This is a genomic window from Sorangium sp. So ce295, assembly GCF_051527405.1.
Lineage (GTDB): Bacteria > Myxococcota_A > Polyangia > Polyangiales > Polyangiaceae > Sorangium > Sorangium cellulosum_B.
Map to the genome: position 1 here is coordinate 10,303,111 of NZ_CP150324.1, position 19,907 is coordinate 10,323,017.

Sequence of the window (19,907 nt, forward strand, 5' to 3'; positions counted from 1 at the left end):
GATAAGTAATTCAGACTCCGGCGCAGGTCACGAATCAGGGATCGCTTCACGGCCAATGCTCATTCTCGCCTCATCGCAGCGCAGGAGAAGGCGCCAGGCGCGGCCGGATACGAGCAGGGGATAACCCTAGGCGCAACGGTCTTCTCTGCGCGTTCGAATGGAATCATCGGTGTCCCAGGAGCCTGCGGAGCCGAGGGATCCTGGGAGTCTGGATCACGCGCCGGCGCGAGCGGGGTCAGCGCGCCGGAGAGACGTTGACCACGCTCGCCGGATCCGTCACCGCGCCCGGCCCGAAGTGGAACTCGAGCGGCTCGTTGTCGAGCCATTGAGGAAGGAGGTTGTTGTAGAACGCGCTCTCGCGGTGGAGGTCCGACCCGCCGGGGAGCCCGAAGCGCATCTTCGGGCCCGCCGGATCGGCGTCGATGACCAGGCGGATCGACGGCCCGTTGGCGAAGGCGAAGCTGGGCTTCTTGCCGTCCGCCGGGAGCGCGCGCGATCTCGGGTTGGCGACGTTGACGGTGAAGAGCCCGCCCGGCGCGGCATAAGGCCCGTCGTTGTACACGGCGAGGCCGAAGTTATCGAAGATGCTGCGGAGCGTGAGCGTGTGGACGCGGCCCCAGCGCCAGTCGTCCGCCGGGCCGATGACCGCGAGCGAGGCGGCCGCCTTCGCGAGCGCCCGGAGCACGATGTCGTCCTGCGTCTCCGCCACGCCGTCGGTGGTCACGTCGTCCCAGAGCAGAGGGCCCGAGCTCAGGCGCGCCGGATCGCGCAGCGCGCGCGCCACGACGGTCAGCCCGAACCCGGGCTCATCGAGGCCCGCGGCCGCCGCCTCGTCGCCCAGCGCCTCGCTCACGATCGCATAGAACGTCGCGTGGAACGCCGTGCAGCCGATCGACTCGGCGGCGAGCGTCGCGTCGTCCACCTTGCCCGCGTCCACCGGATCGTGCCCGTCGAGCCCTGTCGGACACGTGTAATCCCAGGCGGCGAGCGCGTCGACGACCGCCTGCTCCTCGTCCGTCAACGTCGCCAGCTCCGCCGCCGAGAGCACGGCTGGCACGACGAAGCTGCCATAGAGCGAGTACGTGTCGCCTTGCATCGCCGTCATGGTGTCGGGCGAATGCGCGTCGCCGCCTTCGTCGAGCAGATCGAGGATCCGCTGCTGGCGCGTCCCGTCGGCCTTGCCCCACGCCTGGAGCGCGCCTTGCCCGTCGTTCGTGGGATCGCCGTCGGCGGTCGCGCCCGTCATGTCGCCGTTGGCCGTCGCGATCGCGGCCCGAGGCGGGTTGAGGAGCTGCGGCAGCTCGGCGAACGGGATCGGGTCGCCCCACTCGGCGCTTCCGTCACCCGGGAGCGGCAGCCACGCGGGCACCTCGGGCGACGCCCAGGGCCGCGCCGGCACCTTGCTGTACGGGAACCAGCCGATGTTGCCCTCGGTGTCGACGACGACGAAATTCTGGCTGACGAAGCTGGCCGCCTCGAGCCCCGTCCTGGCTTCGGCGACGCTTCCGGCGCGCCCGAGGGCGAAGAGCGCGTCGAGGTCCGTCCCGCCGTCGTGCCCGCGCCACCGGATGGTCACGGCGGTGCCGGCGTCCGCGTCCTCGCTCACGATGGGCCCGTGGTGCGGGACCCAGCGGAAGGTCTTCTCGATCGTCTCGCCGGAAGCCGCGTCCTTGAACGAGAACTTCTTCTCGACGATCGCCACGTCTCCCCCCTTGAAAGCGACCGACGCGCCGTCCCCGGTGAGCGTCTCCAGGTAGACGTCGGCCAGGTCGTAGTACGCGGTGGTCACGCCCCAGCCGATGGACTCGTTCTGTCCGATGATCACGCTCGGCATGCCCGGAATCGTGGCGCCGGCGACGTGGTATTCGCCGTCGCCCCGGCTCCTGGCGTCGATCTCGACGGGGAACCAGGTGCTGGGATTGCCGAGCAACAGGTGCGGATCGTTCGCCAGGACGGCGTGGCCGCTCTCGGTGCGGCCCGGGCCGACAACCCAGTTGTTCGACCCGGCGTCGCCCGCCATCTTGCGCCGGCCGTCGCCGATCTTCGCCGCGCGCTCCGCCGCGCCCGTGAGGAGCGCCCGGTGCGGCGAGAGCCGCGACACGGCCACCGGCGCGAAGGGCCGCACGAGGTCCGCCGTCTGCGCCGCAGGCACGGTGGACGCGTCGAACACCGGCGCGGGCGAGAACAGGTCGGCGGCGAGCGCCGCGTCGAACAGCGGTATCTTCGCCGCGAGCTCGAGCTCTCCCCCGCTGTTGTTCGAGAGGTCGTTGAGCACGTAGAGGCCGACGGCGGTGCTGTCTTCCGGCGTCCAGTCGCGGATCGCGTCCTTCACCATGAGCGCGAGGTTGTACTCGACGGTCAGCGTCGCGCCGTTCCTCTTGCTCCGCATGTCGGCGAGCCAGGCGTTCACGCCGCGCGCATACGCGACCAGATGCCCTTTCACCTCCGGGCTCGCCTGCTCGTAGAGCACCCTCTCGAGCGGCTCGCCGTCGCGCGTCGTGAAGAAATGGCGGTTCCGATAGTCCTGCTCGAGCACCTGCGCGCCCGCCTTCACAAGCCCGCCGAGCGACCCCTCGACGAGGTTGCGGATGAAATCCATGAAGAAGAAGCGGTTCTGAGCGTGGAAGTAACCGAGCGCGGCGAAGCAGTCGTCGTCGGACGCGCACTCGAGGTGAAGGACCCCGAGCTCATCGGTCACCGCCCGGACATCCCCGTCGAGATCGGGAATCGCCACGCCGCCAGGGTCCGCTCCCCCTGCGCCGCCGCCCGCGGCTCCCCCGCCCCCCGCTGCTCCCACGCCGCCTTCACCGCCATTGCCACTTGCCGCGCTGGACGGGGCTTCGCCGTCGTCGCCGCACGAAACGGCGGCCGCCGAAGCGGCAAAGACGAACGCAAGGACCAGCGAACCGAAACGAGCCGTACGCATCATCAGCGATACTCCTCCTGCCTTCGGGCGCACGATATCACGCGCCTCCGGCGGGAACGGCGAACTGTGCGCGTCGATGGCCTGCCGGAGCAGAGGGGGAGATCCGCAGCGCGACATCGTGGAGCCGGGGCTCCCGGAGAGCGCCCGGCGCGCCGCCGCCCGGAGCGAGCACGGCCCCCGCCGGACCGCCTCCGGCCCGGCCGGGGCGCGCGGCGTCGATCCGGGGGTGCGACGCCTGGTTCCCCTCGCCGCGATCTCGACTATGACGCCGGGCATGCGACGCCTCCTGCTCCCGCTCTCCCTCCCCGCCCTGACGCTCGCCGCCGCCTGCTCCGGCGCGCCCCCGGAGCCCGCCCAGCCGTTGCCCTCCCCGCGCGCGCACGACGGCCGCCCGCCCGCGGCCGCGGCGTCCCCCGCCGAGGCCGGAGCCGCGGCGCCCGCCGCCCCGGAGGCCGGCGCGCCCGCCGCCCAGACGGGGACGGCCGGCGGGGAGACCGCCGCCGCCGAGGAGCAGGCGTGCCCGGCCGACATGAAGCTCGTCGAGGGCGAGTACTGCAGCGAGGTCGAGCACAGCTGCCTCCGCAGCTGGTACGACAAGTCGAACAAGAAGACGATCTGCGAGGAGTTCGCCCCCGCCCCGGCCCGCTGCACGGGCGACAAGACGAAGAAGCGCTATTGCATCGACACGTACGAGTGGCCGAACAAGAAGGGGGAGCGGCCCGAGGTGATGAACCGCTTCCACCAGGCGCAGGTCAAGTGCGCCGCCGCCGGCAAGCGCCTCTGCACCGAGTCGGAGTGGACGCTCGCCTGCGAGGGCCCCGAGATGAAGCCGTTCCCTTACGGGTACTCGCGCGACGCGACGAAGTGCAACGGCGACCACCTCTGGGACGATCCCGACATGAAGAAGGTCGCGAAGCGCGATCCGGGCGAGCTGGCCCGCCTCTGGAAGGGGGTGCCGAGCGGGTCGCAGCCCGAGTGCATCAGCGACTATGGCGTCGCCGACCTGCCCGCGAACACCGACGAGGTGGTGGCGAGCGAGACGAGCGGCGGCTGGCGCGGCAAGTTCGACAGCGTCCACACCGGCGGCCCCTGGTACAAGGGCGTGCGCAACCAGTGCCGGCCGAAGATCTACACCCATGACGAGGGGTTCTATTATTACTTCCTGAGCTTCCGCTGCTGCGCCGAGCCCGACGGCAAGGCCACCGAGCCGCGGACGCCCCGGCAAGTCCAGGAGGGGTGGGACATGGCTCGCGTCGAGCGGATGGCGCAGTTCACGGTCGAGGAGATGCGCGGGAAGCTCGAGCTCAAGCAGCAGGGCAAGTGCGAGTGCAGGCCGACCGACATCCTGTGCAAGACGATGTGCGGCACGCTGCTCGGGCCGGGCGCGGTGGACGCGACACCGGGGGGCGGCGCGCCCGCTGCGCCAGCGGGCGGCGAGAAGAAGCGGTGAGCGGTTTCCGCCCGCCTCTGCACCATGCCGAGCAGAGCGGCGGTCTCCCGCACAGGAGACGGGCCCAGATCGGCGTTTTCGGCGCGCAAGCGCACTCCGGTGCGCTGAGCACCGAAAACGTCGAGGTGGGCCCGTATCCGAAGCGGGTGGCCGCCGCTCTACATGCTGGCTTCCGTCAGCATCGCCACGACGCGCTCGATCGACCAGTAGCCTGCCATTGCGCCCATCGCATACACCACGCCGCGCCTCACCGTCGCTGGTTGCGTGGGGACGCGCGCGGCAAGGAGGCGCAGCGCGACCACCAGCGCGATGACGCCGAGCTGACCGAGCTCCACGCCCACGTTGAAGAACAGGAGCGCAATCGGCACATGCCTCTCCGGCAGCCCGATGTCGAGCAGCGACGACGCGAACCCGAGCCCGTGGAGCAGCCCGAAGGCGAACGTGACGGCCCACGGGGCCCGGCGGGTGAGCGAGTCGGTCGGCCGGATGCACTCGCCGCAGATCAGCACGATCGAGAGCGCGATGGCCGCTTCGACCGGCGGGGCCGGCAGCGTCAACCAGCCGAACACGGCGCAGGCCAGCGTCAGGCTGTGCGCGACCGTGAAGGCCGTGACGGCGCCGAGCAGCTTCCGGCCGCCGCTCACGAGCAGCGTGAGCGCGATGACGAAGAGGAGATGGTCGAACCCGGTCAGGATGTGCTCGACGCCGAGCCACGTGTAGTCGACCATGATCGGCCGGAGCGCGCCGAGCCCGGCGGACGCCGGAATACCGTAGACCACCAGGCTCGGGTCGTTGCCGGTCAACACCCGGACAAGCCGGCTTCCATTCCGCCACTCGACAACGACCATCACGTTGGTCTCGGTCCCCTCGAGCCAGGGGAGCTCGATGGTGCCGACCAGGCCGTCGTGACCGCAGTCGAGAGCTGCTCCGTCGAGCTTGCAGGCCGCGGGGAACACGGCGGGCGTCGCGAGGTCGGCCGCCAGCGCGGACGAGCTCGCCTGCCAGCGCACGAGGAACCGCCCGTCGTGACCTTCGACCTCCGTCAGCGAAAGAAGCGCCGAGTTGAGCGCGTGGCCGGCCGCGGGGGCAGGCGCCAGAAGCAGGACCAGCAAGAACGGCAGGAAACGAGCCAGCCGGAGCAGACGCGAACGATTCAAGGGCTCTCCTTGAACCTGTACTGCGCGAGGAGGCTTTTGACGAACTCGTCGACGGCTTCCTTCTTCCGTGCGGCGGTCCAGTCGAGGGTGAGGGTCGCGCGGATCGCCTCGCGGCTGGGCAGCCCCCCGCTTGTCTGGTTGACCCGCACGAGCAGCAGGCTGTCCTGGGTCTCCAGGGCCTGCCACGTGGCGAGCGGCGAGCTGCCAATGCTCTCGGCGACCGCGGGTCCGAACTTGGCTGCGAGTGAATCGCGGGTGAGGTTGCCACCCTCGATCGGACGACCGAGCGTTCGTGGGTCCGCGCCGTCGGCCAGCGCACGTCGATACGTCGACCGCTGCTCCTCTGCGGCCGGATCGCTCCTGGAGAAGGCCACGACCTCGAAATCGTACCGGAGCGGCGTTTCGTACTGGCTCCGGTGAGAAGCCAGCCACGCGTCCAGCTCTGCATCCGTCGGCTCCCGCGCCGCCATCGGCTGAGCCGCCCGTGTCCGCAGCCTCTCGGCCAGCGCGACGCGCACCGTCGCATCCTGCCGATCGAGGCCCTCCCGTAGCGCCTCGCGGTAGAGCACCTCGTCCCGCTTCCACCCGTCGAGCGCCTCCGCCAGCTCAGCCGCCGTCGGCGCCCGCCCTATGGTGTCGCGGAACTGCCGTTCCAGGTCCGCCTTCAGCCCCGTGCTGACGACGATCTCCCTGGGATCGCCGGCGACGAGCCGGTGGCCGAGGAACAACAGCGCGCCGATGAAGAGGAAATGAAGGACCGGCTCGCGGAGCAACCGAGCGAAGCTCCCCATGGTTCTACCGCTGATGTCAGGCATGAGACGCGCTCTGGCTGGGGGAGAGGAGACCCAAACGCTCCGGAGACGTCAAGCCCCAGCTGCGGGGCCTGCCCCGGGTGAGATCGGCTCCGCCCGGAGCCGCGCCGGTGAACGGCGCGGGCTCCGGGCGGCTCGCGTCACGGCGAGAGCGTGACGGACTTCGCATCGAGCGCCACTTCGTAGTAGCCCTGCGGATGCCACTTGAGCGCGGTGCCGTTCTGCTTGAGCGTGCCGCCGGTCACCGTCACGCGCACGTACTTGCCCGGCGGGAAGTTGGTGGGGAGGGTCCACGAGTAGGTCGTGTCGTTCCCGTTCTTCATGTTGGTGCCGTCGGTGATCGCCTTCTGGCCGCGCCAGTAGGCGCCGATGGTCTCCATGGTGCCGATCCACACGTCGCCGTACGCCTTGACGGCCTTGACGTGATCGGCCCAGGCCTGGAACGGGATGGGCTGATAGGCGCCGTCGTTGCCGCCGGTGAAGCCGTGGATGCAGAAGGTGCGCCACTTCTTGCCGCTTCGCGCGCTCGCGACCTCCGAGTCCATCTGCGCCTTGGAGGCGTTGGTCGGGGGAATGTAGGTGGGCAGAACGAACGGATTGCTGTTGTCGTTCGGGCCGATCAGGGCGTTGGACACGCCGCGGTTGATCATGAAGCGCGTCCGGGCGATGCCCTCGTATACACCCGCGCCGTTCGGGGCCGCCATCGTGTACGGCGTGACGCCGTACTTGTCCTTCATGTCCTTCGTCGCGGCGTCCGTATCGGAGCCGCTGTCGTTGCTCGAGTGGCTCCTCGTGTGGTTGGCGAGCTCGTGCCCGCGCATCAGAGCCTGTTTCCAGACCGCGTTGTTCGCTTCCTGCTTACCGGTCCAGACGAAGAAGGTGAACGGCACGTCGAGCGCCATCATCTCATCGAAGTGCTGGATCTGGGTCTGGTTCACGTCGTCGAAGCTGTACGTCACGGCGCCCGCGAAGCCGGCCCAGTCGATGACCTTGAACCCGCCGGCCGCGCCGGCCGGCTTCGGCACGTTGCCAGCGCCGGGCCCCGGCGGAAGGCCGGATTCGGGCGCCTCTCCTCCATCACCGCTACCGCCCGTTCCTGCTCCACCCGCTCCGCCCGAGCCGCCGGCGGGGTCCGAGCCGCCGCCACCGGCAGGGTCCGAGCCGCCCGTGCCGGCGGGGTTCGAGCCGCCGTCGCCCCCCCCGGCCGACGCCGAGGTCGCGCCGGGCTCCCCGCCGCTGGAGGAGGAGCTTCCCGGCGTGCCGCCGCTGCTGCTGCTCGTCGTCTGCTGGCCACCGGTGGTGCCGCCGCTGGTGGTGTCCTCCCCGTCATCGCCGCAGCCGCTGACGTGCAGCGTGCCCAGCAACAACATCGCACCGAGCGCCAAGGATGATGGCGCAGGAAAATTATCGAAGCGGAAGAATCGCGATGATTTGAGCATGGGGTGAGGATACAAAACCCCCGGAAGGCGCTCAAAGGATTATGCACGACGCACGCGCATCGACGCATCGCACGAATGGCTCACATGTTACCAAAAGTAGCGAGCGGCTCACTGTTACCAAAAGTAGCGAACGGCTCACACGTTACCGAAAGTAGCGAGCGCCACGTCAGCGAAGCGCTCCGCCGTATCTTTCTAGCGGCGCGGCGACCGCCGGAGCGTACCGGGCTTCGCGTCGGCCTCATGCGCAGCGCCGTCACCCTGACTCGCCAGGTGGATGCCACCCCCGCCTGGACGATCGGCAAAGCAGGCGGGCGACCCCGAGTAGGCGGCCGGAGCAACGGCCCGCCGCGTCGGTCCAAGGGTCCGCTTCACGGCTCCCCCTGGTGTCCGAGCAGCACGCGACGACACCATCGATGCAAGCGCACGTCGTCGGTCGCGAACGACCAGCGGGCGGCGAGCCATCGCTCTGCAGGCTCGAACAGCGCGTCCAGGTGCTGGGCCAGCAGCCACTCCCGGGCGAGGCGTCGGTCGCGATCCGTGGCGGTCGTGGTGATGAACGGCGTGAGGTAGATGACGGCAGAGAGCGGATCGAGCCGAGCATCTCCCACGATGGGTAGGCCCCCGAAGTCGATCACGGCGCTGACCTCCTGGCCTTCGACCAGCACATTGCCTGGATAGAAGTCCATGTGCACGAAGCTCGGTCGCTCCGGCTCGGGCAGCGCGGCGGCCAGAGGCGCCGGATCGATGCCGTCGAACGCGCTCCCGGCGCAGGCCAGGCTCTTCCTTGCGCGCAGCTCGAGGTAAGAGCGGTAAGAGGGCGTCCGGATCGGCTCGGCTTCGCAGAGGTCGCCGTACCAGGCAGCGCTCACGGGCAGGGCTCGCAGGCGCGTCGAGGCCTCGAGGAAGCGAATGATGAGCTGTTCCCGCTCGGCGCCGGCCGCCTCGCCGAGCACCTGCAAGAGGGGCCGCCCGGGCAACCGCGGCTCGAAGGTGATGAGGCGGCCGTGCAGCTCGGTCATCTCCAGGACACGCGGGATCGAGAATGGCACCGCGCTCGCGCCCTCGTGGAAGCCCTCCAGCAGCTGGGCTCGTCGAACGACCGTCTCCCGGACGGTCCCGGGATGGTGGACGCGCACGACCCGCTCGCTGCCCAGCGCGAATACGCAGGCTTCACCGCCGATGCCGAGCAGCGCATCCCGGGTCAGGCCGAGATGGCTCATCACCTGCAGCAGGGGGGCGTCGTCGTCGATGCTCATTCCGGTGTCCGCTGCGGGTGACTCGTGAGGAAGATCTCGCTCTCCCCGGGGCCGCGCGCCCCTCAGAAGAAGGCTTTCAACAGGCCGATCGCGCCCTGTTTCCAGGGCACGCGATGGGTCACGCCCGAACGGCTCTCGAACTCGCTCCTGTGCGCCCGGTACCACTCGAGGTTGCGCACCAGCGCGTCCTTGTTCGAGTACCTCGGCGTGAAGCCGAGCACCCGCTCGGCCTTCTCGATCGACACGAACGAGTCCTTCGACGCCGTCTCGTAGACCCACTTGTAGAGCGGCGACACGCCCATCGCCTCGAGCGCGCGCAGGCCGAGCACCGCCGGCGCGGCCGGGAAGGGCACGATCTTCTTGCCCTTGCCCACCGCGTCAAGCACCGCCTGGTAGTCCTCACCCATGGTGGTGAAGTCCTTCGCGCCGATGTTGAAGGTGTCGTTGGCGATCGACGCGTCCTTCGTCATGCACAGGGTGATCGCCTCGCAGAGATCGGCCACGTCGAGGAGCTGGTAGCGGTTCTTGCCGTCGCCGATCATGGGGAAGCCCTTGCCGTCGAGCGCCCAGTCATAGAGCAGGGCGAAGACCCCGAGCCGCTCCGGTCCGATGAAGGACTTGGGCCGGATGATGGGCACCACGAGCCCCCGGCCACGCTCCTCGAGGCACACGACCTCGGCCTGGATCTTGGCCTGCCCGTACGGGCCCACGCCGTCGAGCCGGTCGTCCTCGCAGAGCGGGTGGTGATCGGGGATGCCATACACGGCCGTCGAGGAGATGTGCACCGCGCGCTCGACGCCGAGGCGGCGCGCGGCGCTCATGACCACGCGCGTGCCGATCACGTCGGTCGTGTAGATCTCCTCCGCCGTGTACAGGGGCAGCGCGGCCGCCGTGTGCACGACGAAGTCATGCCCCTTCACCGCCTCGTCGACGACCGCCGCGTCACGGATGTCCCCGCGCACCTCGCGGATGCTCGACCGCTCGGGATAGTCGAAGTCCAGGAGATCGAGCGACGTGACTTCATAACCGCGCTCGAGCAGGTGCCGCACCAGATTGATCCCGAGGAAGCCCGCGCCGCCCGTGATCAGGACCTTCTTCTTGCTCATCGTCTTGCATCCTCGCTTCAGGGAAAGGAAAGCCGCCAGCGCTCACGCGCCGCGCGCCTCGATGATGGCCCGAGCCTCGGCGGGGTAGCGCTTGCACTCGAGCAGCGCCCCGAGCAGGAGCGGCGCCACGATGGTCGCGTCCGACTCGATCACGAACATGGGCGTGTCCTCGGTCAGCTTGTCCCAGGTGATCTTCTCGTTGGGCGTGGCGCCGGAGTACGAACCGTAAGACGTCGTCGAGTCGGAGATCTGGCAGAAGTAGGCCCAGGGCCGGGCCGGCTCTTCGAGATCGTACTTGAGCGACGGCACCACGCAGATGGGGAAGTCCCCGGCGATGCCCCCGCCGATCTGGAAGAAACCCACGCCCGCGCCTGCGCTGAGCTCACGATACTGGTCGTAGAGCGCGGCCATGTACTCGATGCCCGACTTCACGATGCTCGCGCTGCACTCGCCCCGCTTCACGTAGGACGCGAAGATGTTGCCGAAGGTCGAGTCCTCGTAGCCCGGGACGACCAGCGGCAGCCCCGCCTCCGCGGCGGCGAGCAGCCAGCACTCCTCGGGCGGTCCGCGGTGGAGCGCGGGCTCGACCGCCCGGATCAGATCGTAGAAGTACTCGTGCCAGAAGCGGCGCTCGCCGCTCGCCGTCGCCCGCTCCCACATGGGGACGATGTGCTTCTCCACCGCGCGAAAGGCCTCGTCCTCGGGGATGCTGGTGTCGGTCACGCGCCGCATCCGGTTCTCGAGGATCCGCGTGTCGTCCTGCTTGGTGAGGTAACGGTAGTCGGGGAAGTCGCGGTAGCCGTCATGCGCCACGAGGCGGAACAGCGACTCCTCCAGGTTGGCGCCGGTCACGGACATGCCGTGGATCAGGCCGGCGCGGATGGCCGGCGCCAGCGTGATGCCGAGCTGGGCCGAAGACATCGCCCCGGCCACGGCCCAGAACATCTTCCCCCCGCGCTCGATGTGCTCCCAGTAGGCGAGGAGCGCGTCGCGCGTCGCGCGGGCGTTGAAATTCTTGTAGTTGCGGAGAACGAACGAGAGGAGGGGCAGCGTCGTCGACGCCGACTTCGTCCCAGCCATGTTGTGCGGAGCCTCAGCGACCACGAAGGTCGTCCCGGTGGTCTCGGGTCGCGCAGGCCACCAGGGACGCGCTACGGACCGGCGCAGGCCGGGCCGCCATCGCAACGTCGGGTGGCTTCGGGGGCACCGTAGCACGAGTGGCGTGGTTCGTGTCAAGCCCGTCTCGGCGGGCGGTCCACCTTGTCGAGCCCGGGCCCTCGACGGCGAGCTGCGTGAGCGAGGTCTCGGCGCTGCGGCCTGGAGTGGTGCGCGTGAAGCTCCGAGCGGCATTCCACCTTGCCACCATCCAGGCCCTCGGGCGGCCGTCGTGGAGTTCCAGGCGCGCCACCGTCGGCGCCCTCTCGCCCAACGCCTGTTCACGTTTTTGCGCGACGGGCTGAGCTCGCACGCGACGTCGTGCAGCCCAACCCACGTGGCGGCCAGCGCGCTCTCACTGCGACCTGGACCGGCGGCCGGCGCCAGCAGGTGGACGAGCACTCGAGCCGCGCAGGCAGCTGCGAGTACTGCACGTTTTGGACGGAACGACCCGCGGCCATTGTGTTCCTCTCGTCCCGATTCCGTTTGACGCCGGATCCCCATTATCAGAAGAATCGCCCGCGTCGTCACGTTGCTCGTCCGTTGCGGAGAGGGGAGAGGGGGACGATGGGCACACGGAGCCAGCGGATCCCATGGGTAGTCATGGTCGTCCCCTTGCTCGTCGTCGTACCCACGCAAGGAGAGGCGTCCGAGCTCAGCGCCGGAGTGAGCCTCGGATGGCTCCAGGCCGGTACCATTCCGCGCCTCGCGGTGGGGCCGCATGCGGGCATATCGTGGCCCATCCAGCGAGACATCCTGTTCACGGTGCACGACCTGTGCACGATCCTACCCCCGATCCAGGAGGACGGGCTCGGGGTCTACAACCAGACCTCGGTTGACATCGGGGTTGCGTGGAAGGATGGCAATGTCAGCGCGGGGCCGTCTATCGCGTTCTACCTCATGCCGGCGTGCGGCGCCACCTTGTGCGGCCGCGTCGGTGGCATGGCCGTGGGCGGCCACGCGCAGACCAACGCGTACGTCGCCGGACCGCTGGGGGTGTCGGTGAGCGTCAACGTGGATTGGGTCGGTCGGGGCAGTCTGGTGCTCCCGGGCTATATGTCCGTCGTGCTCGTTGCTGGTCCTGTGCTTCGATGGAGTGAGAAATGAACGCGAGAATAGCTCTCTTGTTGATCTTGGTCATCGCGGCTTGGGCGCTGGCGGCGTGCAGCCGGACGTTCGGTGACTGCTATCCTGTCGAGGAGAGGACCTCGGGGGCAGGGGCCGGTCCAGGCTCGGAGCCCCGCCCCATCTTCACCTCCGCCGCATCCGGTGACTTCGGGGCCGACCCGCAGGGGGGCGGCGAGCGCGAGATCGCGTGCAACGAGTCGGACCTCGAAGAAGAGGAAGAAGAGGAGCGCCCGAGCGACAGCGACAGCACGGAGAGGCCAACCGCGAGCCCGACGAGCCCGCCGGACCCCTGCCAGCAGGGCGGCGCTCCGACCATGGGGTGCGCAAGTGTGCGGTTCAAGCCGTCGGACTTTAAGTTTGTCACGATCGTCGCGGACGATGGGACTGATGTCGCAGGTGGTTGGCAGGAGGCAAAATCAGGGCTAGTCATCTACCTAGAAGATGGCGCAGCAGCGTGCTTTCTTCGCATTGGAATGCCTATAAGAAATCACCTTTGGGGAGTTATATCGGCTGACAATGCGGCAATGTACAGCGCTGAAGTGACGAATATGGTCGCAGGCGAGATGGAGAGGACGGGGCGTTTTGCGCTGCCACCTGGCATATTTTGCTCAGAGTTTTTTACAAACGTAAAGAACACGTTTGCAGAACAATACAAAAAACTTGGTGTGGTGGTCAACAAGTCATGAAGCACGCGGTCGGTCAACTACTGGAAATCGTGTACCGATACTTCCCCCGTGGGATCGGCGGTCCCGACCCGAACCAATTTTGGCAGGACGACTCACAGCGCGAACAGACTGAAGAACACGCTCGGCTCGTGGCTGCGCGGCTCCAAGCATCCAAGGACGAACGCTGGCATGCCATGCGGCGTCGCATATCAGAGCGATTCCCTGACGTGCTACTCATGAACCGATCACTTCACCTAGCCGCTGGCGCCTGTGACGCATGTTATTCGTTCACAGTCGAACTGCCGAACGCGCCCGACCGTCGAACACTTTGGTTTCACGTGAGCTTTCTGGCCCCATACTATGTCGTTTACAGCTATCGCATGTTCGATCGTGTTATGCCGCCTATCGGCTTCGTGGTTCCGTACGGTATTAACTTCTCCATTCCACGAAGTGCTTTGGGGCCCGACCTCGTGCTGAACCCGGAGGATGAGAGGCTGCATAGCGCGACCGTCACACGACATGAGATCACCTTCGATCTGGCGCCAGAGGAACGGCCTTTCGCGACGTGGATCGCCCATGAGATCGAGTCGACCTTCGGTTGTCAGCCCATGCTACCGGAGGTCGGTACCACTCTCGTGCCGGACGTGGTGGTTGGCATGCGTGGTGCGACGCTCTACGATTGCATTTTTACCATAGATCGCCAGTGGGTGGAGCCATCGCCACCCGAGAGCGGGGCGGTCGTGACGCTCGACCCGAGTAGCTTGACAGAACGGTTCATTACGGTGCTTACCGTGCTCCGCGCGCACTACCAGATCGGAATACTACTCGATTTGCCCAGGATGATTCAGCAGATGCCGGAGCCCTATCGACAGTCGTTTGGGCTTTATCGGTCGGCGTCTACAGACGGCTTCCTACACAAGGCCAAAATGCTGGAGGAGCTCGCTCGCATGCGTCCGCACGACGAATCGCCGAAGACTCTCCGCGCCATGGCGGCCAAGCGCGAGCTCGAAGCGCTGGTCGCTTCGTGGGACGGTGAAGGCGAGCCGCCGGCCGCCATGGCCGCTTGGGCCCGGAGCTTCCTGGCGAGCTGGCCCGTGGACTCGGTCGCCGATCTCCGCGCCGATCCTCCCATGACGTGACTTTGGCTATTCGGAAAAACGAAGCGTCTTGTGGGCCTCGCCGCTCTCTCCTACCGTCGTGCTGCCATCGTGGTTCCAGCTGGTGCCGCCCTTGCCCGGCTGTCCGGTCTCGATGGTGACGCCCTCCAGCGTGAGCTGGTCCTCGTCGAGGTAGGCAATGCCGATCGAGTCGCCGCCGCGCCCGGGACCGCCGTAGCCGCCGGGCCCTCCGTCACCGCCCCGGCCGCCGTAACAGGCGCCGAGCTCATCTCCCAGCGTTCCGCCCGCTGCGCCTCGGCCGCCTATGGCGCCGTCCTGGGGTTTCCCGCCGTCGCCGCCGTGGCCGCCATAGTCCGCCGTGATCTTGGTGTCGCGCACGGTCAGCCGGGCGTGAACCGCGAGGATGCCGATGGACGGCTGTCCGTTCGCTCCCCCGCGGCCTCCTCGGCCTCCGCAACCGCCGGCCCCTCCCGAGCCTCCTGCTGGGCCACCCTTCGAGGCAACGCCGCACACGGCGAGCCCGCCCCGACGACCGCCGCCGCCGCCGCCGCCCTGGCCCGGCGTGCCCCAGGTCCCCTCGCCCCCCGTGTCGCCCTCCCACCCTGTGTCGGTGAGGCGCCCGATGCCCTTGCCCGGCACGCCCTGCGTTCCCGAAGCCCCAGGGCCCCCTTCGGATCCGCTGCGGCAACGGAGGTTGTCCTGCTCCCCGATACCACCGCGTGCAGGCGGCAAAAGGTCGGCGGGCTCCCCATCGCCTCCATCCTCGGCGCTGTCGGGGTGCCCGTCCCCTCCCTTGCCGCCAACGCTCGTGAGCCCGCTCTCGCACTGGTTCACGACGGCAGGCCCGCCGGCGACGACGGCTGCCAAGCACGCGTCCCCACCGACGATGCCATCCAGTCCGTCCGGTTGCCTGTAGTGCCACTTCTCGCCGGGAATGCCTCCATCTCCTTGGCGGGCGGAGATCTCGCTCCGCAGGATCTCCACTGCCGTGCTCGACTGCACGAGCACGCTGACCGGGCCCGCCGAGGGGACCTCGAGATCGGCGAGCGTCGACACCCCGTCCGCGGCCCCCGTGTCCTCGGGGCTCGCGGGCTCGACAATCACCATGGGGCCGAAGACCGTGGCGTGAGAGAACGTGGTCCGCGGGCGCAGGGGGTCGCGCACCCATTTCCGGCAGTGGAAGCCCCCGAGGAGATCCACGCCGGAGGGTACCCTGATCTGCTCCACGATGAATCCATCGTTGCAGAGGAACACGCGCCCTCGTCCAGCGCGCGCGAGCTCGATGGCGCGCGCGACGGTGAACACCGGCTTCGCCTTCGTGCCGGGGTTCCTGTCGTCGCCAAAACCGTAGTTTCCGGCGAGGAACACGCCGCAGCCGTCGTCGAGGATATCGGTGGCGACGTGCTCGACGCAGACCGACTCCGGAGGCGGCTCGTGCTCGCACGAGGTGCCTTCACAAGGCATCACGCCAGGGTCGTTCACGCCGGGCGCGGTTCCGCAGCCGGCCGCCCACGGCGACAAAAGAAGGACGAAGGCAGCAGCGGTGGTCTTCCTCATGGGCGTCTCCTGATGTGCGCCGTCAGCACAGAGCGGTTCATTGAGGCGGTCCCGGGTCTGGTGCATCGAACCGATACCAGAACTGCGCCATCCCGCCTTGCCCCTGGCCGAGCCTGCTCTCCAGGGGTGCATTGGCGCCGAGCCCCCCGGTGCCGGCTTGTCCGGGCAAGACCGTCGCCGTCTCCAAGATGGCCACGGAGGCGCCCACGGAGCCGATGCCGAGCGAGTGGCCACCGAGACCACCGCCGGCGTCTCCGCCACGACCGCCGTTGCCGCCATCGCCGCCGCGGCACGCGTTCCAGCTGCCGTCCAAAGGGTGCCTCCCACCGAGGCCGCCGGACACGCCAAAGCCCCCTGGCTGGCCCGTTCCGCCGACCCCACCATTGCCGCCCTTGGCCCCGAGAACCGTGCTGTCGTCGACCGTGAGAGCGCTCCCCTGCAAGGCCACGATCGCGATGCTCGCGCCGCCGTAGTCGCCTCCCTTGCCCCCCTTGCCCCCGCACCCGCCGCTGCCGCCTGATCCGCCGGCCGCCCCGCCCTGGGGCCGACCTGCCGGACACGCGTTTATTGGGCTGCGGCCCTTGCCGCCGCCACCTCCGCCGCCGCCCTGGCCGACGCCGCCCGGCTTCCCGTCGTCCCCGCGGACTCCGACCCAGCCATTGAAGCCCAAGAGCCCATCGCCAACCGCTCCCGCTGCGCGGTCTGCAAGGGCGCCGTCTGCTCCCTTTTCCCCTGGCTTGCACGCCATGCTGGACGACGCGCCGAAACCACCCAGGCCGATGTTGTCCGGATTCCCGTCCGGCTCCGGCAGTCCTGACGTTCCACCGCCGCCCGTCTCGAGGCCTCCATCGCCTCCCTGGCCACCCGTCGACTCGATCCCGTCGCCGCACGCGGTCACGACCGGAAGGGCGCCCAGCGACACGTTCGCGATGCAGGCGTCCACACCGTCGTTCCCCAACACGCCGGCCTTCGCGCGGAAGCTCGGCGCGTCCTCGCCGGGTTCGCCGTTCTTGCCGTCCCCTGCGAGGATCTCACTCCCCTGCACGATCGCCCTGGCCCCATGCTCCAGGATCATCGCGATCGACGACTTGCCGTCGCTCGCAGAAGCGTCGGCCGCCTCGACACGCACGCCGAAGATCACCGACGTCGCATCCTCCTCCGCGATGACCGCACCGTCGTCCCCCCCGAGGACCCGCACCGGGCTCCCCACAGGCGGCGCGATGACGGTCAACGCGCTCTGCTCGTCGAGCGGCCCTCCATAGGACCAGTCGCCGCCGGCACAGAGACGGCCGCCCCAGATATCGACACCCTGGGGCAGCGAGATGGCCTCCTCGAACAACCCGCTGCACGCGTATACGCGCCGGGTCGGCGCCTGGCCGTTGCGTCGAACGTGCGCGGCGAGGCCGATCGCGTGCTGCAATGTCCTCACCGGCGCGTCCTTCGTGCCGGGGCTATTGTCGTCGCCCAGCTCGCTGACGAACACGCCGCACATGTCGAGCGCCGTCGCCGTCCTCGGATCCCCGTCACAAGGAGACGGCTTCGGCGGCGGAACCTCGCACCAGTAGCTGTCCGCACAGCTGTCGGAGTAGCAGCCGGTGTTCCCTGCGGCGCTCGCCAAGCCGAGCGCGATAGACGCCAGCGAACGGAGGACCTCTCGACGGCGACCCATCGTTCTAGAACGCATGACCCTGCCTTCCCCTCACCAGGCTCCTTCGAGGAGCACACCCGCCCGGTCGCTCGTCGTCACCGGCACGAGGCGGACGCCAGTGGGCTTTGGCGCACCACCGAAAAGGGCAACCTCCGTGAAGAACGAGGCCGCCGTCGCCACGCCGAACATGGCGCTCGTCGCCAGCGACACCGTGCCGAGGGTCGCGAACAGATCCCGCTCGTTCACCTGGTCACGAATGCCGGCGCACGACGCCGGTGCGCTGGCATCCCGGCACGTATGGGACGTCCACCCCAGCGCGCGACGCGTGATGTCTCGCTCGCGCAGATCGCCATGGATGACGTGAGCGCGCAGGAGAAAGACCGCGCCGGCCGCTGCCGTTGCCGTCGTCACCACGATGCCGCCTATCCGCGCCGTCCCCGGCCAGGAAGCCCATGGGCTCGCAGGTCGCGTCTGCGCAGCCGCCGGGGAGCTCAGGGCGCGAGGCGTTTCGCTCGGTGAACCCGGCGCGTCCTCGTTGACGCTGCTCACCGACGCGCGCGGACAATGGAGCGAGATCTCGTGCTCCGCCTTCGCCACGGTGCGCAAGGTCTGGAACGCATCTTCGCGGCCCGGTGCTCGGGCCCGCACCGTATGCAGGCCGGGCTCGACGAACAGCGTGTAGACGCGTGCGACGCGGCCGATGGGTTTGGTGTCGACGATCACCTCGGCGTCCGGCGGGTCGACGGAGACACGGAGCTTCGCGACATGCGGTATTGCCTTGCGCTGTCCTTCCTCGAATCGCTTCTGCAGAGCGGCCGGCAGCGCCTCGCGCTGCTCGAGGCTCCAGGCGAGGTGTTCGGCCGCATCGCGGTATTTGCCCAACGCGACCTCGCAAAGGCCGAGCTCCCCGGCAATCTCCGCGCGCTCGCGCTCGGTGCTCGACGCTGGGTCAGCGGCCTCGAAGGCCGCCTTGTAGGCGGCGTGTGCCTCGGACCATTGCCCCGCCGCGCGCGCCCTCTGGCCGCGGCGAACATGGTCCTTCACCGTCGAGCGCTCTCCCGACCTTGTCGTCGATGAGCCGCCCTGGGCGCGCGCCGCGCTCGTGAGGCATGTCGATGCCCCGACCGCAAGGAGAATCGAGAGGAACTGTGGAGCGCAACGCATCTCACGACGGTAGTTGCGTCAACTGCTCGGCGTCAATGGCGGGTAAAATCGCCCTGCGCGTGCATTTACCGCGAGAAATTTCAGCTCGAACCAGCAATGTCGCCATCTCTTTTAGGCATCGAATACTGAGCCAACGCGCAGGTGGCACATTGGGGCGTATTGTCCCACCAAAATGGACCGGGCCGTTCACTTTTCTGACCCCGGGAGGGCCGCCCAGACGTGCTACCGGCATGGGCAAGCCAGCGGGGGCCTTCAGCAGCTTCGAGCTCTTCCGGCGCCTGGCGACGCGCTTCGGGGTCCCGGCGCGCGATGCAGAGGACGTCGCGCAGGACGCGCTGCTCCGGGGGCTCGACGCGGAGGGACGGATCGAGGCAGGCGGGGACCCGGCGCCGTACCGCGTCGCGATCGCGGCCAACCAGGCGCGCGACTATCTTCGAAGCGCGCACCGCCGGCGAGAGGTGCTGACGCCGTCTCACGACCCCGAGCTTCACGACGATCACCCCACGCCGGAAGAGCTGCTCAGGTGGCGCGAGCGGGAAGCCGTGTTGTGGGAGCTCATCGACGGTGTCGAGCCGAAGTACCGGGACATCTTGATCAAGCATGACCTCGAGGAGATCCCGCTGACCCAGATCGCCGCGGAGCTCGGGCTTCACCCCGACGCCGTGAAGACGCTGCACCGTCGAGCCCTCGAGCAGCTGGAGGAGGCGGCGCAACGCCGGAGGGCGAAGCAACGCTCGCGCGGATGGGACGAGACCCCCTGCGTCGTTCCGTTCGGGCTCACTCCGCGCCGGATATGGATTCGCTCCCTGCTCCGCTGGACTTGGAGGCTCCTGGCGCAGGGGGCGAGCGTCGTGCTCATGAGCGCCATCGTCGCTGCCGTGACCTCCTCGTCCACGCTGCAGGCGTGGGTCCGAGTGGCTCTCGATGACGGTTGGCCCGCGCTGTCAGGGCAGGCCTTCGCGCCGCTCCCCGCGGAGCGCCGCGCCGGGCAGGCGGGGACGTCCTCCGCATCACCTGCAGCGCAGGCCGCTGCGCTCCCCATGGAGCGCGGCGCCGGACAGGATGGAGCCGGTGCGACCAAGACGCCTCCTCCGTCGGTAACGGCTGCTCCGCGTGCGTCGTCCTCGACGACACACGCGAAGCAGGCGATCAGCGCGCGCGAGATGAGCCTGATCAGCCGGGCCCGGACGGCCATCGAGGCTCGCAGCCCAGAGGCGGATCTCGAGGCGCACCGGTTGCTCGAGGCCCATGCGGAGGAGTTCCCGCGCGGTCGGCTCGCCGTGGAGCGCGAAGAGATGCTCAGGCAGCTTCGCTGACGGGTCGGCT

General features: G+C 68.8%; 15 protein-coding genes. 5 read left to right on the top strand and 10 right to left on the bottom strand.

What is annotated here, in order from left to right:
• Positions 1-235: 235 nt before the first annotated feature.
• Positions 236-2,734, bottom strand: a complete 2,499-nt coding sequence (locus tag WMF11_RS39045) for a penicillin acylase family protein (RefSeq protein ID WP_437974405.1) — start codon at positions 2,732-2,734, stop codon at positions 236-238.
• A gap of 466 nt (positions 2,735-3,200) precedes the next feature.
• Between WMF11_RS39045 and WMF11_RS39050 the strand changes: the two genes are divergently transcribed.
• Positions 3,201-4,376 carry an SUMF1/EgtB/PvdO family nonheme iron enzyme gene (locus WMF11_RS39050; protein ID WP_437974406.1) on the top strand — a complete coding sequence of 392 codons (1,176 nt, stop codon included), beginning with the start codon at positions 3,201-3,203 and terminating at the stop codon, positions 4,374-4,376.
• 158 nt (positions 4,377-4,534) lie between these two features.
• On the opposite strand, the gene WMF11_RS39055 is transcribed toward WMF11_RS39050, so the two are convergent.
• From WMF11_RS39055 to WMF11_RS39080, 6 genes are all read right to left on the bottom strand, one after another.
• Positions 4,535-5,533 carry a HupE/UreJ family protein gene (locus WMF11_RS39055; RefSeq protein ID WP_437544833.1) on the bottom strand — a complete coding sequence of 333 codons (999 nt, stop codon included), beginning with the start codon at positions 5,531-5,533 and terminating at the stop codon, positions 4,535-4,537.
• Entirely contained in the window at positions 5,530-6,348 is an 819-nt protein-coding gene (locus tag WMF11_RS39060; protein WP_437974407.1) for a hypothetical protein, read from the bottom strand. The genes WMF11_RS39055 and WMF11_RS39060 overlap by 4 nt, the downstream gene beginning before the upstream one ends.
• Before the next feature lie 137 nt (positions 6,349-6,485).
• A complete protein-coding gene (locus WMF11_RS39065; RefSeq protein ID WP_437974408.1) occupies positions 6,486-7,715 on the bottom strand; it encodes a polysaccharide deacetylase family protein in 1,230 nt (409 codons plus the stop codon).
• Positions 7,716-8,152: 437 nt separating this feature from the next.
• Positions 8,153-9,040: a phosphotransferase family protein gene (locus WMF11_RS39070; protein WP_437974409.1), complete on the bottom strand. Its 888-nt coding sequence runs from the start codon at positions 9,038-9,040 to the stop codon at positions 8,153-8,155.
• 62 nt (positions 9,041-9,102) lie between these two features.
• Positions 9,103-10,146, bottom strand: coding sequence for an NAD-dependent epimerase/dehydratase family protein (locus tag WMF11_RS39075; protein WP_437974410.1), 1,044 nt, complete (start codon positions 10,144-10,146; stop codon positions 9,103-9,105).
• 42 nt (positions 10,147-10,188) lie between these two features.
• Entirely contained in the window at positions 10,189-11,226 is a 1,038-nt protein-coding gene (locus WMF11_RS39080; protein ID WP_437974411.1) for a deoxyhypusine synthase family protein, read from the bottom strand.
• Between the two features lie 642 nt (positions 11,227-11,868).
• Between WMF11_RS39080 and WMF11_RS39085 the strand changes: the two genes are divergently transcribed.
• From WMF11_RS39085 to WMF11_RS39095, 3 genes are read left to right on the top strand one after another with little or no spacing between them, the layout of a single operon-like run.
• Positions 11,869-12,408, top strand: a complete 540-nt coding sequence (locus tag WMF11_RS39085) for a hypothetical protein (RefSeq protein WP_437974412.1) — start codon at positions 11,869-11,871, stop codon at positions 12,406-12,408.
• A complete protein-coding gene (locus WMF11_RS39090) occupies positions 12,405-13,115 on the top strand; it encodes a hypothetical protein (protein ID WP_437974413.1) in 711 nt (236 codons plus the stop codon). Before WMF11_RS39085 ends, WMF11_RS39090 begins: the two co-directional genes overlap by 4 nt.
• Entirely contained in the window at positions 13,112-14,233 is a 1,122-nt protein-coding gene (locus tag WMF11_RS39095; protein ID WP_437974414.1) for a hypothetical protein, read from the top strand. Before WMF11_RS39090 ends, WMF11_RS39095 begins: the two co-directional genes overlap by 4 nt.
• Positions 14,234-14,239: 6 nt before the next feature.
• Here the strand turns inward: WMF11_RS39095 and WMF11_RS39100 are convergent, their stop codons facing one another.
• From WMF11_RS39100 to WMF11_RS39110, 3 genes are read right to left on the bottom strand one after another with little or no spacing between them, the layout of a single operon-like run.
• On the bottom strand, positions 14,240-15,769 hold the full coding sequence (locus WMF11_RS39100) for a hypothetical protein (protein ID WP_437974415.1): 1,530 nt from the start codon (positions 15,767-15,769) through the stop codon (positions 14,240-14,242).
• A gap of 37 nt (positions 15,770-15,806) precedes the next feature.
• A complete protein-coding gene (locus WMF11_RS39105) occupies positions 15,807-17,453 on the bottom strand; it encodes a hypothetical protein (protein WP_437974416.1) in 1,647 nt (548 codons plus the stop codon).
• A 15-nt stretch (positions 17,454-17,468) separates the two neighbouring features.
• A complete protein-coding gene (locus tag WMF11_RS39110) occupies positions 17,469-18,461 on the bottom strand; it encodes a hypothetical protein (protein ID WP_437974417.1) in 993 nt (330 codons plus the stop codon).
• Positions 18,462-18,811: 350 nt separating this feature from the next.
• Between WMF11_RS39110 and WMF11_RS39115 the strand changes: the two genes are divergently transcribed.
• Positions 18,812-19,897, top strand: a complete 1,086-nt coding sequence (locus WMF11_RS39115) for an RNA polymerase sigma factor (RefSeq protein WP_437974418.1) — start codon at positions 18,812-18,814, stop codon at positions 19,895-19,897.
• Positions 19,898-19,907 lie beyond the last annotated feature (10 nt).

Bases quoted from the DNA above. Each gene is read 5' to 3' on its own strand.
- WMF11_RS39050 (WP_437974406.1), top strand. From the start codon at position 3,201: ATGCGACGCCTCCTGCTCCCGCTCTCCCTCCCCGCCCTGACGCTCGCC.
- WMF11_RS39060 (WP_437974407.1), bottom strand. From the start codon at position 6,348: ATGCCTGACATCAGCGGTAGAACCATGGGGAGCTTCGCTCGGTTGCTC.
- WMF11_RS39065 (WP_437974408.1), bottom strand. From the start codon at position 7,715: ATGTTGTTGCTGGGCACGCTGCACGTCAGCGGCTGCGGCGATGACGGG.
- WMF11_RS39070 (WP_437974409.1), bottom strand. From the start codon at position 9,040: ATGAGCATCGACGACGACGCCCCCCTGCTGCAGGTGATGAGCCATCTC.
- WMF11_RS39075 (WP_437974410.1), bottom strand. From the start codon at position 10,146: ATGAGCAAGAAGAAGGTCCTGATCACGGGCGGCGCGGGCTTCCTCGGG.
- WMF11_RS39080 (WP_437974411.1), bottom strand. From the start codon at position 11,226: ATGGCTGGGACGAAGTCGGCGTCGACGACGCTGCCCCTCCTCTCGTTC.
- WMF11_RS39085 (WP_437974412.1), top strand. From the start codon at position 11,869: ATGGGCACACGGAGCCAGCGGATCCCATGGGTAGTCATGGTCGTCCCC.
- WMF11_RS39090 (WP_437974413.1), top strand. From the start codon at position 12,405: ATGAACGCGAGAATAGCTCTCTTGTTGATCTTGGTCATCGCGGCTTGG.
- WMF11_RS39095 (WP_437974414.1), top strand. From the start codon at position 13,112: ATGAAGCACGCGGTCGGTCAACTACTGGAAATCGTGTACCGATACTTC.
- WMF11_RS39100 (WP_437974415.1), bottom strand. From the start codon at position 15,769: ATGAGGAAGACCACCGCTGCTGCCTTCGTCCTTCTTTTGTCGCCGTGG.
- WMF11_RS39105 (WP_437974416.1), bottom strand. From the start codon at position 17,453: ATGCGTTCTAGAACGATGGGTCGCCGTCGAGAGGTCCTCCGTTCGCTG.
- WMF11_RS39115 (WP_437974418.1), top strand. From the start codon at position 18,812: ATGGGCAAGCCAGCGGGGGCCTTCAGCAGCTTCGAGCTCTTCCGGCGC.